The sequence below is a fragment of the Erwinia sp. STN24 genome, from assembly GCF_041320675.1.
Lineage (GTDB): Bacteria > Pseudomonadota > Gammaproteobacteria > Enterobacterales > Enterobacteriaceae > Erwinia > Erwinia aeris.
Genome location: NZ_JBGGPM010000001.1, coordinates 447,469 through 461,741 on the forward strand (window position 1 = coordinate 447,469; position 14,273 = coordinate 461,741).

The following is a 14,273-nucleotide window of genomic DNA, read 5'->3' on the forward strand; positions in this document are numbered from 1 at the left end:
ATGAAGCAACCTCACGGCATGCTGTTTGTCGCCACCAATATTGGTGCGGATGACGAAGCGGATTTTAACCAGTGGTATGACCATGAACACGTTGAGGAGCGCGTGGCCATCAGCGGCTTTTTAAGCGGCACGCGCTACCAGGCGATTAACGCCGAACGTAAATATCTGGGCCTGTACGAAACCGAATCGCTGGAGGCTTTTACCAGCGTGGACTATCACGCGGCGTTCACGCGCCAGACCGAGTGGTCGGTGAAAAATCTGCAAAAGATGGTCAACCCGATGCGCCGGGTCAGCGCGGTTACCCATACCCACGGCAAAGGCACCGGCAGCCAGCTGGCGGTGGTCACGCTTGCACAAGCGGTCGACAGCGCGGCGCTGAGCGCCTGGCAGCAGAAAATCGGCCAGACGCCGGGCTATATCTCTTCCAGCCTGCTGACGCCCGATGCGGATCTGAGCACGCCGCTGCCGATGGAAGGGAAAGAGAACCGCCAGATGCTGCCGATGCTACTTATCAGCTGTAGCGATGCGCCATGCTGCGATCGGCTGGCTTCCGTTGCGGCAGAACTGCTGACGGGCGAGGTGCAGCGCTATGCCCTTAGCTGGACACTAACCCGACAGGAGATGACTCATGGCTGATACGCACTCCACGCTGCATCAGGCGGTACGCCCGAAGCGAAGCAAATCAAAAACGGGTCGCCTGGCGGCGGCCAGCTCGATTGGCACGGCTCTGGAATGGTATGACTTTACTGTTTACAACATTATGGCCGCGCTGGTGTTTAACCACGTGTTCTTCCCCAGCTTCGATCCGCTGGTCGGAACGATCCTGGCGTTCTCTACCTATGCGGTCGGCTATATTTCCCGGCCGCTGGGCGGCTTTGTCTTCGGCCATCTTGGCGACGTCGCCGGTCGTAAGGCGGTGCTGATTATTACGCTGGTGATTATGGGCGTCACGACCGCCCTGATGGGCCTGCTGCCGGGCTATGCCGTTTGGGGGATCTGGAGCCCCATCCTGCTGGTGGCGCTGCGCTTTGTGCAGGGCATCGCACTTGGCGGCGAATGGGCCGGCGCGGTACTGCTGTCGATGGAACATGGCGATGCCGACAAGCGCGGCCGCAATGCTTCTTTCGCGCAGGTGGGGCCTTCCTGCGGAACGCTGATCGGCACCGGCTTTATCACTCTGGTGACGGTAGCCATGAGCGCCGGACAGTTTCAGGCGTGGGGCTGGCGCATTCCTTTCCTGCTGAGCCTGCTGCTGGTGATGTTTGGCCTGTGGCTGCGCCGTGGCGTAGAGGAGACGCCGACCTTTGTGGCGATGCAGGCGGCGGAGAAAACCACGCATACGCCGCTAAAAGAGGTTTTTCTTAACTACCCTAAACAGCTGCTGATTGCCGGTGGCGCACGTATCGGGTCGGATGTGCTGTACGCGCTGGTGGTGGTGTTCACGCTGACCTATGTGACTACCGTCCTGCATATGCCGCGCCCGCTGGCGCTGCTGGCGACGATGCTGGGCGCCATTGGCAATGCCGTTACCGTGCCGATGTTTGGCGCCTTGTCGGATAAGTGGGGAAGGCGCCCGGTTTACATTACCGGCGCGCTGCTGGCCGTTGTCTGGTCGTTCGTGTTTTTTGTACTGCTCGACAGCACCCAGCCGGTATTGATCGTGCTGGCGGTGATTGGCGGCTTGCTGATCCATGCCATGATGTACGGCCCGCAGGCGGCGTTTGTCACCGAGCAGTTTCCCGGTCATGTACGTTACGCTGGCTCTTCGCTCGCCTATACGCTTGCCGGAATTGTTGGCGGCGGTTTCGCACCTTTAATTATCACTACGCTGTATAAAGAGATGGGCAACACGCTGTGGGTGTCGCTATATGTTTGTCTGGCGCTGGCGATAACGCTGTTTGCCGTGTGGAAAGCGAAAGAAACGGCGCACCATCGCTAACAACAGGTGGCGAAGGAATGCCACAACATATTATTTTCCCCGTTATGGTTGCACCCTGCCTCTACTGCACCCGATATCTCTTCGACCGACGAACCGCGCTGGAAAAAAATCAGCCGGGCGGCGGCTTCTTTACTCCTGGCAGGCAGTTATAGCTTATACCGGCTGTTAAACCTGAACGGACGTAATTTATCGGTAGTGATTGTAAGAGCGAGGACCAGGGATACATCTATCTGCAATATATTATTAAAAATAATAATGCCTGTCAGGAAGCGATAAAAAAAATGAAGAAAAGCTCACTGTTATCCTCAGTTGAGGCCTGTGGGAGAAAACCACTGCTTCATAAATAAAAAGCCATCTGCTATACAGATGGCTTTTTTATAAAATTTACTTTTCTCTGCGGCTGACAGGTATCAGCGGTAGATTAGACGTTAAACAAGAAGTTCATCACGTCGCCATCTTTCACGATGTACTCTTTGCCTTCTGAACGCATTTTACCGGCTTCTTTCGCGCCCTGTTCACCTTTATAGGTAATGAAATCTTCATAGGCGATGGTCTGGGCACGGATAAAGCCTTTCTCAAAGTCGGTATGAATTTTACCGGCGGCCTGCGGAGCGGTAGCGCCAACCGGAATAGTCCAGGCGCGCACTTCTTTCACGCCAGCGGTGAAGTAAGTTTGCAGGTTCAGCAGAGAATAACCGGCGCGAATGACGCGGTTCAGGCCCGGCTCTTCGATACCCAGCTCGGCCATAAACTCTTCGCGATCGGCATCTTCCAGCTCGGCGATGTCGGATTCAACGGCAGCACAAACCGGCACTACGATGGAACCTTCTTTAGCCGCGATTTCACGCACCTGATCCAGGTACGGGTTGTTTTCAAAACCGTCTTCGTTAACGTTGGCGATATACATCGTTGGCTTCAGCGTCAGGAAGCTCAGATAGCGGATGGCCGCTTTGTCTTCTTCGCTCAGATCCAGCGAGCGCAGCATGCCGGCGTTGGACAGGTGCGGCAGGCATTTTTCCAGCGCGGCCTGTTCAGCTTTAGCGTCTTTATCGCCGCCTTTTGCACGCTTCTGTACGCGTTGCAGCGCGCGTTCGCAGGTATCCAGGTCAGAAAGCGCCAGTTCGGTGTTGATCACTTCAATATCGTCAGCCGGGTCAACTTTATTGTTAACGTGGATGATGTTGTCGTTCTCAAAGCAGCGGACAACGTGGCCGATAGCTTCGGTTTCGCGAATGTTGGTCAGGAACTGGTTGCCCAGGCCTTCGCCTTTCGACGCGCCTTTTACCAGGCCCGCGATATCCACAAATTCCATGGTGGTTGGCAAAATGCGCTGTGGCTTGACGATCTCCGCCAGTTTGTCGAGACGGGAATCGGGCATTGGCACCACGCCGGTATTCGGCTCAATGGTACAGAACGGGAAGTTTGCCGCTTCGATACCCGCTTTGGTTAACGCATTGAACAGTGTGGATTTCCCGACGTTAGGCAGGCCCACAATACCGCATTTGAATCCCATGTTTGAATCACCTTAATTAATTGCAGGAGAAGAAATCTTCCCCGGTAAGCTGGTTAGCACAAGTTTTTGCGCATTATACACGTAATTATCGCCTGGATGGCGGGGATTTCTACCCGCGCATGGGAGAAGGGGGTTGAGATCTTGCTCACGTTTTCACATACTGACAATCTTTGACAACAGACGGAGAACGCCGCGGATGCACTGCTCCCTGCTTACGCCACCCTGAAATCTCCCTTCCACGCCTGTTGCGCTTCTCGTCTTTCTGGCGAGTTCAAACTGTGTCCCAAACTGGCGGCGCGGTAATCACCTGCATTTGATAAAAAACGGAAATCAGCATGTTCAAACTGAGCAACCTCAGGGCTGCCGACGTCAAAAATGACGTTCTGGCCGGCGCTGTCGTCTCTGTGGCCCTTATTCCGGAAGCCACGGCCTTTTCTCTGCTAGCCGGCCTGTCGCCGACTATCGGTCTGCACACCGCCTTTATCCTGGGCCTGATCACCGCGCTGTTCGGCGGCAAACCGGGGATGATCTCCGGCGCGGCCGGCTCGATTGTGGTGGTGCTGGTCAGTCTTATTCAGACTCACGGCTATGAATACGTGCTGCTGGCGACGATTTTCGCCGGGCTGATCCAGCTGGCTATTGGCCTGTTCCGCCTGGGGAAATTTATCCGCCTTGTGCCGCAGCCGGCTATCTACGGTTTTGTAAACGGACTGGCTATCGTTATCGCGCTGGCGCAGATCCCGATGATTAAAAACCAGGGGCCGGTCATGTATGGCCTGGTGGCGCTGGCGATGCTGATCGTCTGGCTGTTTCCTAAATTTACCAAAGTCATTCCCGGCTCGCTGGCGGCGCTAATCGCCATCAGCGCCATTGCCATCGGCTTTGGACTGGATACCAAACGGGTAGGGGATTTGGCCGATATCTCCGGCACGCTGCCGTTCTTCCATCTGCCGGAAGCGCCGTTAAGCTGGGCCACAATGAAAATTGTGCTGCCTTATTCGGTGATTATCGCGCTGGTTGGGCTGATAGAATCGCTGTTAACGCTGGCAGTACTGGATGAAATGGGCAGTAAAAAAGGCAACGGCAACAAAGAGTGCGTGGCGCAGGGCATCGGCAACACGCTGTGCGGCTTCTTTGGCAGCTTTGCGGGCTGCGCGATGATTGGCCAGTCGATCATCAACTTTACCTCCGGCGGGCGTGGACGCATCTCTAACCTGGTCGGCGCAGTATTGCTGATCCTGTTTGTGGTCAGCCTGTCGAAATATATTGCCCTGCTGCCGGTGGCGGCGCTGGCCGGTATTATGTTTGTGGTCTGTATTAATACCTTTGAGTGGAGCTCGCTGCGCCGTCTGAAACGTATGCCAAAGCCCGATGCGGTTATCATGATTGCGGTCACGGTGGTCACCATCTATACCGATCTGGCCATGGCGGTGATTTTTGGCGTGATCATCTCTGCGCTGGTTTTTGCCTGGCAACATGCCCGCATCAGCATCGTGGCACAGGAAGAGCGCGACGAGCAAAAGACCTATCGGCTGGAAGGGCCGCTGTTTTTTGCCTCTGCCGCCAGCTTCCAGGAACTGTTTACGCCAGCCAGGGATCCACAGGAAGTGGTGATCGACTTCGCCCGTACACGGGTAATGGATTCCAGCGGCGTCGAGGCCATCGATAAATTGACCGCCCGCTATATAGCGGAAGGAAAAAGCGTCAGGCTGCGGCATCTTAGTGAAGATTGCATCAGTCTGTTAAAACAGGCAGGGCCTTTCTGTAGCCACGAGCTGGATGCGCCTGATTATAAAGTTGCGGCCGATAGCGACTAAAAGCGTAAAGCTAAGGCTGGCCCTGCCGATATATATAAAAATCGTTATATTGCCCAGTGGTTTAGATTAAATCACTGGTTTTTGACGATATGACGAATATAATCACTGGCAGGGCGTCCTGAGCTGGCTATAAAGCATGACTAATAATTACTGTTACGTTCCGATTCACTCTCTTAGCGGCGAGCTGATTGCGCTTGAGCTCACCGTTTTACCACACCAGACCGCGCCGCAAACCGGGGACGCCGAGAGCCGATTGTTGGATCAGCTGTTGACGGTAGAACGCTACGCGGACTATTTTCAGCTGCACGGGCTGCTGTGCTGCCTGACCATCGATTTTCCGCTGGCTTGCGCGGTAACCGAATCGCCTTTTATCCAGCAAATCCTCAGCCAGCTGCCTTTTTTGCGGCTGAAGCTTTCTGAAAATTTCCCCAACCTGCACGACGGGCCAAACAATCCCCTGCTGCGGGCGCTGACCGATCGGCTGAACATCTTATGGCTGGATGATTTAGGGGCAGGCGATGCCAATCTGAACGCGTTACAGTCGAAGATGTTTGAAGTGGTTAAGCTGGATCGGCAGTTTTATCTCGATAATATCAGCAAGCCGTTTTTTAACGTGCTGATCGCCCATATTCGCCGCTACACCAACCGCGTGCTGGTGGAGGGCGTAGAGAACGAGGGGCAGCTGGAGAAGCTGGCCGCCAACAAAGTCTGGGGCGTGCAGGGCTACTATGCGCAGACGATGGCGCTGGACGCGCTTGATGGCACGGATGGAGGATAAAAAGCACGCCCGTGGCCGGTAAAGATAGGGGCTGGTTTACGGTTGGTCAATAAAGCTATCTGATGCCATATTTTTTGATGAACGGTGGCTTGCTCGCCAGGGCCTGTTTATATCCTGAGATTAATTATATGGAGCCTAAATCTAAGCATTAAAGTTAGCTTAGGGGCGCAGAAAAGCGCCCGTACTCTAAAATGTACGGGCGCTCAATCCAGATAGCGTTAAAAAAGGGTCGATTTTATATTTAAAACAGGAAGATACATCCTTTATCTCACCTGTTCTTTTTGAAAGTAATCAGCGCGAACCCTTTTTGTAGTTAAAGGCTATAAAATAATCAAACTCATCAGTCATTATTTTATTTTCAAAGTAAGGTTGCAATATAGGTGAAAAATCTTTCAATACGTCGAACTCACCGTTATTTATATCTTCTTCGACAGATAAACCCAGCCGTTCAATGACTGATACATCATCGCCCAGGTCTTTTGAGTATTCCTCCCCTACAAAAACATCTGTTTTTTTATCAAACCAGTTCAGTTTTAACTGTAAACCCATAATAGAATCCTCGCTTAAAGCTAGTTTTTGATGTTTCTTTAGTAGTCATCATTACTGGTGTAACTGTTTTCACCTAAGTCCCGGTATGCGGAGGCGTAGCCGGGACGGGCATATAATAAGGTACCTATTCAATACCGTATTTTTTATCTTTGACAAACTGCGGGGCCTGCCAGTTGGGGCCTCTGCTTATATGTCCTTTTTCATCCTCACTAAGCTTCCCTTCTCTTATCAACTTTTCAGTAGTACGCAATAGTAAACCGTTCGCAATGACGTCAAAATTATAGCGTTCAAACCAGCGATCAACGTGTTGATAAGAAAATGCCGGTATAAGAAAAATCACAATATCTTCGACGTTTTCATTTTCAATTAAGCTTTTGTAATCAATCATTGATTCTCCCTCATGCTTTGAGCTTCATCTGCTGCCTCAGCTTCTGGCGTATATAATGGCTGTGTTTTTACATTTATTTTGTAATCTTCAAGCGTAGCTGTATGTGCATCGTTCCAGACCTTCTTATCTTCTACACCATCCGGCACCCCGAGCGCCCGGTATCGTTCAAGCTCACGCACTTCGTGTGTATAAAATCGCCTGTCAATGTCCGTTGCTTCAAACTCACCTCCGAGTATTTTTTCCAGACGATCGATCATAACCTTATTAGCATCTGATTCTTCAAACCGGCCAGTATGCAGTTTAACCTTATCTACGCCCTCCCGATCGATTTTAGCATCATGCCAGTTTAAATCCTTAATAGGGCCACCGGCTTTATCACTGTTATAATCCCGACCGCTGTACTTGCCTTTGGCATTTGTTTTGCCATAGGGGTCATTAAGCATGACATAAACAGGCTCAACGCCAGTAGCCTTTTCATCCAGCTGCCAGTAGATGAAATCATTTAGCTCTTCCTCGGCAGGCGTAGTGGTTGTCGTGACTGGTGTGACTGCTTTTATCTCTGTCCCGGTATGCGGCGGCGTAGCCGGGATGGGCATATAATAAGGCGGTACGGCATAATCAGCGGGATTAATCGGATCGCCGCCCGGCATTAATATGGGTTCGTGCACCAACTGTGACGCTTCTACAGATTCTTTAAGGTACGGGTTTACCACAACAGTACGAGACGGGCGGCTTGCTGTTGGCGGAACCGTAATGTAATCCAGGCTGGAATCCGGGTCGCGTTCCGATTTTAGTATTGGTACGGCAGGAGAAATACCGTTTATGCCGGTTTTGATAAGTTTTAACGTCAGATGACCGTCTTCTTCTGACAATACGCCGCGTACCGACATATCCGCCGTTTCCATTCCTGGCTGGATAGCACCTTGTTCCGTCAGCAATTGCGCCTGCACAGAAAAAAGCGCGGCGACATCAAGTCCAACTCTGTCGCTGCCTTTGCCTGCTTCTTTCGGCCAGAAACCAGCAACCAACACGCCCGGGACGCTGCCTGTTGTAAGCAGGCTGACGCCCGCCTGAATGGATTTTTTTACGGCAGCTGTAGTTGCCGCATCGGTAATTAAAGTGCCCAGACCTTCTCCGGCCAGCTGCATACCGCCATAGGCCGCACGGCTAATAGCCAGCGTGTTGGCAGCGCTCAGGACTTTATCAATATAATACTGAGCACGATATGGCCTGTCATATTGAGGTTCAAGCCCAACTGACTTTAATGATTTATTACGGACTTGTTCATTGGCCTGGCTTTTATAAAGCTCTATAAAATAGGCATTTAATGCATCCTGTTGAGCTTTCATTATATCCGAACTACGCTGTATGACTCTGAATGAGGCTTCTACTGAATCGCGTGGGTCAGCGTGCGGCCTGTATTTTTCCTCAGCTTCCGATCTTTCTCTTGCTTCAGCTTCAGCTTCTGCTCTGGCTCTCGCTTCAGCTTCCGCCCTGGCCCTTGCCTCAGCTTCCGCCCTGGCCCTTGCCTCAGCTTCCGCCCTGGCTCTTGCCTCAGCTTCCGCCCTGGCTCTTGCCTCAGCTTCCGCCCTGGCCCTTGCTTCAGCTTCTGCTCTGGCTCTATTTGCAGCATCAGCCGCTGCTTGCTGTTCCAGACGATCCTGCAAAGGGGCAGAGGGCATGGCAATAGTAAAAGCTATATAGAGTGGCTCATGACCGTCAGGAAAAACTGCAACGTAGTCATGAGTAGCGGCACCGACAGTTGCTCCTACAGGACGTAACTCACCTGATTCATCACCTGACGCATTACGCGCTTTCTGCACAGCCTCTTCATTACCATCTAAATTAAGATTCATATCAACAAACCCACATGGGCCAGGTAGAAGACCCATTTTATAAATTTTATCAGCACCGCGAGGTATGGCCTGACGCACCGGTACTTTAAATGACCTCTGTTTATCGGTTACAATTGCTAAATGTTGGGAACCATTATAAACATCATCGGTTACACGGGAATGAAGTGTAACAGAGTCAGGAACCCCGGACTGAAATGTTAAAGGTGTATCACTCAAAAATTTTGCAGGAATTATAGTGATGATTGGGTCAATTGTATTATCTGTTGATGGGTAATCCCGAGGAGGAGTTATTTTTTTAAAACTGGAAAGCATATAGTTCTGAGGCTGTGGAACATTAAAGCATTGGGAAGCTTTATTAATTGCTGTAATTATTGCTGGCCTAACTGGATCTGCAACTTGTTGCCAGATAGTATCCAATCCTTGAAAACCATTAACCCCTTGAGGGGAAAATGACTCCCAATTTACATGGTCGTCTTTTTTCTGCGGCCAAACCACCATAGTTGTATCAGAACCATTCCCGGTGATATATCCAGTTGTCGGATAAGCCCAGGAACTGCCAGACCATATCAAGCCCGGCGATGGTGGGGTGCCGTTATTGTATTCTAATTCTTTCATGATATATCCTTATAATATATTCCATATAAATCATTGATATAAATACAAAATATATAACACTAAGAGGTGGTTCCTTTCCTGTTAACTTAGCACCAATGATTTACGCAAGTTTTATTACATATACCAGTATCAATAAATTTCCCATTATCCAATTCTTACAGTATTGGGAACCGCAATGATCTTGCCTTTTAAAAAATCCAACAAAAAAATGGCCATGTCAATATTAAATATCTTTTCTTGCGTATATGTTCTAATTTTAATTTCCAGCGGGTCAGGAGTTTGAGGTTGCTGGTCAAATCTGCATTCATCTCAGGATGCCCATCCTGGTTGATGGTGACATTCCCCCAGGGAGTCGCATAGTTTTCTCCAGGCTGAAGATATTTCATATTCGGATTTATCGCACCTGTGTTACTGTGCCTGCCATCACGATCGCCAGCATGGCCTTGAAATCCGCCGCCTGGAGTAGAATGGTCAGGCCGTTCATTAAGATTTGCGCCAGTTCCTCCAACGGATTGACCAGCGGTATCTCCGTATCCACCTAAGTCTTTTGCCATAATTTAATCCTTAAATTATTTATCTGCGGCTATGTACATAAGAATCACAGTTCAAATTATACTTAATGGTTTTTTAATAATTGACATGAATCAATGGTTTTTTATTTTGAGGTAAATTTTGAATGGATTTAATTTTAAGGTTTAAATATTTAATTATATGGATAAATATTGTTATTGTTTTTTTTGATAATGGGGGGTGTTAACTTAATCGTCGTTTTTTAACATTGAGGATTGTTATTAGTCATGTTGCTTAACGGAGGAGTCGTCATTTTCGGTGAGGTATTTATTGTTATCAAACAAAGCATATCACTGCTTAGGATTAGCCTGGCTGAGTAGTATAATAGCTATCTCAGCCAGCCTTCATTGGCTTAACCTTTAAAACTGTGCAGCCGGTTCATCGCCTTTAGCCTGTCTTCCTTCAGCCACACCTCGGTGCAGCGCGCCGCTTCGTCAATGGCGTTGTCGATCAGCGTCTGTTCCGCCGCCTGCGGCTTGCCCAAGACAAAACCCACGACCTTGTTGCGATCGCCCGGATGGCCGATACCGATGCGCAGACGGTGGAAGTTCAGGTTATTGCCCAGCCTGCTGATAATATCTTTCAGGCCGTTATGGCCGCCGTGGCCGCCGCCCTGTTTGAATTTTGCCACGCCCGGCGGCAAATCCAGCTCGTCATGCGCTACCAGGATCTCTTCCGGCGCGATACGGTAGAAGGTGGCCATTGCCGCAACGGCCTTGCCGCTCAGGTTCATAAAGGTCGTCGGCACCAGCAGCCTGACGTCTTCGCCACCGATATTGAGCCGGGCCGTGTAGCCGTAAAACTTACTCTCTTCTTTTAACGACTGATTGTGTCGTTGAGCCAGTAAATCCACATACCAGGCGCCCGCGTTATGGCGCGTGGCGGCATATTCCGCACCGGGATTGGCAAGGCCGACAATCAGTTTAATGCTGCTCACTTGTCTGTTTTCCTAAAAGGCTGCATCAGGGAAGGGCGCTAGTGTACTAAGAGCGGCGACAGAACTCAAAAGTGCGCGCTATATCACAATAGTTGATCAGGGTGATAATGCGTTTTCTATAGAAAAATCAGCGAAGTGCGCGTAAAGTTTTGTCAAACTTTTAGCAACAAATGTGATCTGGCCCGCAACGCATCCGCCAGCCATTGCATAAACTTATGGCACTAACCGCACAGGAATGCACTGGCATCTGGAGGTGACAAATGAAACGCAGACACGCTAATTTAACCGGCAACGCCCTGATGGTGATCGGCCTGGCCGTCATGGTAACCGGCATAGGCTATGCCGTACTGAATCAACTGCCGCAGCTACAGCTGCCGCAAATGCTGGTTAACGGCTCTATTTTCGCCATCTTTATCGGCGCGCTGATGTGGTTGGTCGGCGCCCGCCTTAGCGGCCGCGAAAAAATCACCGATCATTACTACTGGGTGCGCCACTATGGCGACAAGCGCTGCCGTCGCGCTTCGGGACACGGCCATCACTGATAGCCGGCTACGCCATAAAAAAAGCGGGACAGATAATCTGTCCCGCTTTTCGTTTAGCCGCAGCTATCCGATTAGTGCTCAAACATCGCAGAGATAGACTCTTCGTTGCTGATACGGCGAATAGCCTCCGCCAGCATGCCGGAGAGCGTTAGCGTACGCACGTTCGGCAGGGCTTTGATCTCTTCCGGCAGCGGAATGGTGTCGCAAACCACCACTTCGTCAATCACGGAATGACGCAGGTTTTCTACGGCATTGCCGGAGAAAATAGGGTGAGTGGCGTAAGCGAAGACACGCTTCGCGCCACGCTCCTTCAGCGCCTCGGCGGCTTTACACAGCGTGCCGCCGGTATCAATCATGTCATCAACCAGCACGCAGTCGCGGCCCGCCACGTCACCGATGATGTGCATCACCTGCGAAACGTTGGCGCGCGGACGACGCTTATCGATGATAGCCATATCGGTATCGTTCAGCAGCTTGGCGATTGCGCGGGCGCGCACCACGCCGCCGATGTCCGGCGAAACCACAATAGGGTTTTCCAGACCGATTTGCAGCATGTCTTCCAGCAGGATTGGGCTGCCGAAAACGTTATCAACCGGGACGTCAAAGAAGCCCTGAATCTGTTCAGCATGCAGATCCACAGTCAGAACGCGGTCAACGCCGACGCTGGAAAGGAAATCCGCGACTACTTTAGCCGTGATAGGCACACGAGCAGAACGCACGCGACGGTCCTGACGGGCATAGCCAAAATAGGGGATAACAGCGGTAATACGACCAGCGGAAGCGCGGCGCAGGGCATCCACCATAACAACCAGTTCCATCAGGTTATCGTTGGTAGGTGCACAGGTGGACTGGATGATGAAAATATCACCACCGCGTACATTTTCATTGATTTGTACGCTCACTTCACCATCACTGAAACGACCGACGGCGGCGTCGCCCAGGCTAGTGTAAAGGCGGTTGGCAATACGTTGTGCTAGTTCCGGGGTGGCGTTACCAGCAAAAAGCTTCATATCAGGCACGAGAAGAACCTCAGGCTTTGCGTCCAGAGAATGAACATCTGCGTCAGCGGCACTGGGCGGTATACCGCTGACGGGTCCATACGGGTGTAATCGAGCGCCGCGCCGCTTCAGGAACAGGGTGAAGCGGTCGCCGCGGCTCTTATTGCTCGGAAAGGTAGCGGTGCAGCGGCGAGACGTTAACGCCTCGCGCAACAAAGCCCTGCCACTTTTTCAAAGCAAGCTCAGCCACCTGACGGGCAGCGGGCTCGGTGTCAAATTCAGCGAACACGCAAGCGCCGGTTCCGGTCAGGCGCGACGGCGCGTATTCTAGCAGCCAGGAAACAAGCTGTTCAACCTCGCGAAAACGTTTTCTTACTACTGGCTCACAATCATTGCGGTAATTATCCGCTAATAACTGGCTGATTTCCCTTACCGGCGTGTTGCGGATCAGTTCAGGATCGTTAAACACCACCGGCGTCGAGATGTGAACGCCAGGGTGGATCACCAGATACCATTTTTCTGCCGGGTTAACCGGCGTCAGCGTTTCGCCAACGCCTTCAGCAAAGGCGGCAAAGCCATGCACAAAGACCGGCACGTCCGCGCCCAGCCGCAGGCCCAGCGCCGCCAGCTCGGCAAAACTGAAGCCGGTTCGCCAGTAATGATTCAGCGCCACCAGCACGGTAGCGGCGTCCGAAGAGCCGCCGCCCAGTCCGCCGCCCATCGGCAGCCGTTTTTCTATAGCGATCGATGCGCCTGCGTTTTCCGGCAGGACGCCCTGCTGCCTGGCGCGCGTCTGCAACAGCCTGGCCGCGCGAACGATCAGGTTCTCTTCGTCCGGCACGCCGTCGACCGGCGTCAGCAGCGTAATCTGGCCGCTGCTGTCCGGCTGGATGCTTAACGTATCGCCATAATCCAGAAACTGGAACAGCGTTTGCAGCTCATGATAGCCGTCAGGACGACGGCCGGTAATGTAGAGGAATAAATTAAGTTTAGCGGGCGCGGGCCACTTAGCGACCACCGACTTAGCGACTGCCGTCATTTTACCGTCCAGCCATCCATTTTCAGCTTGATGCGCTGATCGCCTTCGCGCAGCTCCATATTGGCCGGCAGGGCAGGCTGCTGCTTGTTGTCATAGGCCTGATAGGTCACCGTCCACTGCTGGCCGTTACGGCTGTAGTTGACTTCACGCAGGCGATATTTATCGTCCAGCGTATAGTCGGTTGAGTCGCCCGGCAGGCCCATCATCCACTGACGCAGGCTGTTGAGCGGAATATCCATACCGGTCAGCTGCGAAATCATCTTCTCGGCGTCGTTGCTGGTATAGCGCTTGCCTTTATTGTCGACCAGCTGTACCACGCTGCCCTGTGCGTCCAGCTGGAGTTCGGTGCTGCCCAGCGGGTTGGTCAGCAGCAGACGATAGCGATCCGGCGCGGTTTGCTGCCAGTTGAAACGGGCGTAGACCTTTTGCTTGTCGGACAGATAGGCAAAAGCGCCGCGCGTCTGGTACTGGGTGATTTTTTCGACAGCCTGCTGATGCTGCTGCCACTGTGGCGAGGTGACGCTTTGTCCTGGCCCCTGGGGTTTATTAACGCTACAGGCAGCCAGCAGCACGCTGGCAAGCGGAAGAAGCCGCAGCAGGCGGCGATTCGACATAAACATGGGGACTCCTCAGACTCCGTTCAGGCGCTGACGCGCAAAGTAACCGTTCAAACTATCGACCGCCAGGGGCCGCGTCAATACTCAATTTGTCCTGTTTCGTGCTGAATAGCTA

At 52.0% G+C, this 14,273-nt stretch carries 14 protein-coding genes; 5 read left to right on the plus strand and 9 right to left on the minus strand.

All coding sequences use genetic code 11. The features are described from left to right. A complete protein-coding gene (locus ACA373_RS02185) occupies positions 1-636 on the plus strand; it encodes a hypothetical protein (RefSeq protein ID WP_370733936.1) in 636 nt (211 codons plus the stop codon). Continuing rightward, complete coding sequence (locus ACA373_RS02190; protein ID WP_370733937.1) at positions 629-1,939, plus strand: MFS transporter; 1,311 nt, start codon at positions 629-631, stop codon at positions 1,937-1,939. The genes ACA373_RS02185 and ACA373_RS02190 overlap by 8 nt, the downstream gene beginning before the upstream one ends. Before the next feature lie 421 nt (positions 1,940-2,360). Here the strand turns inward: ACA373_RS02190 and ychF are convergent, their stop codons facing one another. Then, entirely contained in the window at positions 2,361-3,452 is a 1,092-nt protein-coding gene (gene ychF / locus ACA373_RS02195; protein ID WP_253454506.1) for a redox-regulated ATPase YchF, read from the minus strand. Between the two features lie 335 nt (positions 3,453-3,787). Here ychF and ACA373_RS02200 point away from each other — a divergent pair, with 335 nt between their 5' ends. Both ACA373_RS02200 and ACA373_RS02205 read left to right on the plus strand, forming a co-directional pair. Then, positions 3,788-5,269: a SulP family inorganic anion transporter gene (locus ACA373_RS02200; protein ID WP_301729684.1), complete on the plus strand. Its 1,482-nt coding sequence runs from the start codon at positions 3,788-3,790 to the stop codon at positions 5,267-5,269. Between the two features lie 136 nt (positions 5,270-5,405). Then, entirely contained in the window at positions 5,406-6,047 is a 642-nt protein-coding gene (locus tag ACA373_RS02205; protein WP_253454504.1) for an EAL domain-containing protein, read from the plus strand. Positions 6,048-6,338: 291 nt separating this feature from the next. On the opposite strand, the gene ACA373_RS02210 is transcribed toward ACA373_RS02205, so the two are convergent. The 5 genes from ACA373_RS02210 to pth form a co-directional block, all read right to left on the minus strand. Beyond that, complete coding sequence (locus ACA373_RS02210; protein ID WP_370733938.1) at positions 6,339-6,596, minus strand: colicin E3-like toxin immunity protein; 258 nt, start codon at positions 6,594-6,596, stop codon at positions 6,339-6,341. Between the two features lie 124 nt (positions 6,597-6,720). After that, entirely contained in the window at positions 6,721-6,984 is a 264-nt protein-coding gene (locus ACA373_RS02215) for an immunity protein (RefSeq protein WP_370733939.1), read from the minus strand. Continuing rightward, on the minus strand, positions 6,981-9,455 hold the full coding sequence (locus ACA373_RS02220) for a colicin-like bacteriocin tRNase domain-containing protein (protein WP_370733940.1): 2,475 nt from the start codon (positions 9,453-9,455) through the stop codon (positions 6,981-6,983). Before ACA373_RS02220 ends, ACA373_RS02215 begins: the two co-directional genes overlap by 4 nt. A gap of 188 nt (positions 9,456-9,643) precedes the next feature. Next, a complete protein-coding gene (locus ACA373_RS02225; protein WP_370733941.1) occupies positions 9,644-10,009 on the minus strand; it encodes a hypothetical protein in 366 nt (121 codons plus the stop codon). Positions 10,010-10,377: 368 nt separating this feature from the next. Next, positions 10,378-10,962: an aminoacyl-tRNA hydrolase gene (gene pth / locus ACA373_RS02230; protein WP_125289707.1), complete on the minus strand. Its 585-nt coding sequence runs from the start codon at positions 10,960-10,962 to the stop codon at positions 10,378-10,380. A gap of 260 nt (positions 10,963-11,222) precedes the next feature. Here pth and ychH point away from each other — a divergent pair, with 260 nt between their 5' ends. Beyond that, positions 11,223-11,504 (plus strand): stress-induced protein YchH, encoded by a 282-nt coding sequence (gene ychH, locus ACA373_RS02235; RefSeq protein WP_125289708.1) that lies wholly within the window; start codon positions 11,223-11,225, stop codon positions 11,502-11,504. 71 nt (positions 11,505-11,575) lie between these two features. On the opposite strand, the gene prs is transcribed toward ychH, so the two are convergent. The 3 genes from prs to lolB form a co-directional block, all read right to left on the minus strand. Continuing rightward, entirely contained in the window at positions 11,576-12,523 is a 948-nt protein-coding gene (gene prs / locus ACA373_RS02240; RefSeq protein ID WP_124232585.1) for a ribose-phosphate diphosphokinase, read from the minus strand. A 139-nt stretch (positions 12,524-12,662) separates the two neighbouring features. After that, positions 12,663-13,520, minus strand: coding sequence for a 4-(cytidine 5'-diphospho)-2-C-methyl-D-erythritol kinase (gene ispE / locus ACA373_RS02245; RefSeq protein WP_253461009.1), 858 nt, complete (start codon positions 13,518-13,520; stop codon positions 12,663-12,665). Between the two features lie 17 nt (positions 13,521-13,537). Next, complete coding sequence (lolB, locus tag ACA373_RS02250) at positions 13,538-14,161, minus strand: lipoprotein insertase outer membrane protein LolB (RefSeq protein WP_253454501.1); 624 nt, start codon at positions 14,159-14,161, stop codon at positions 13,538-13,540. Positions 14,162-14,273 lie beyond the last annotated feature (112 nt).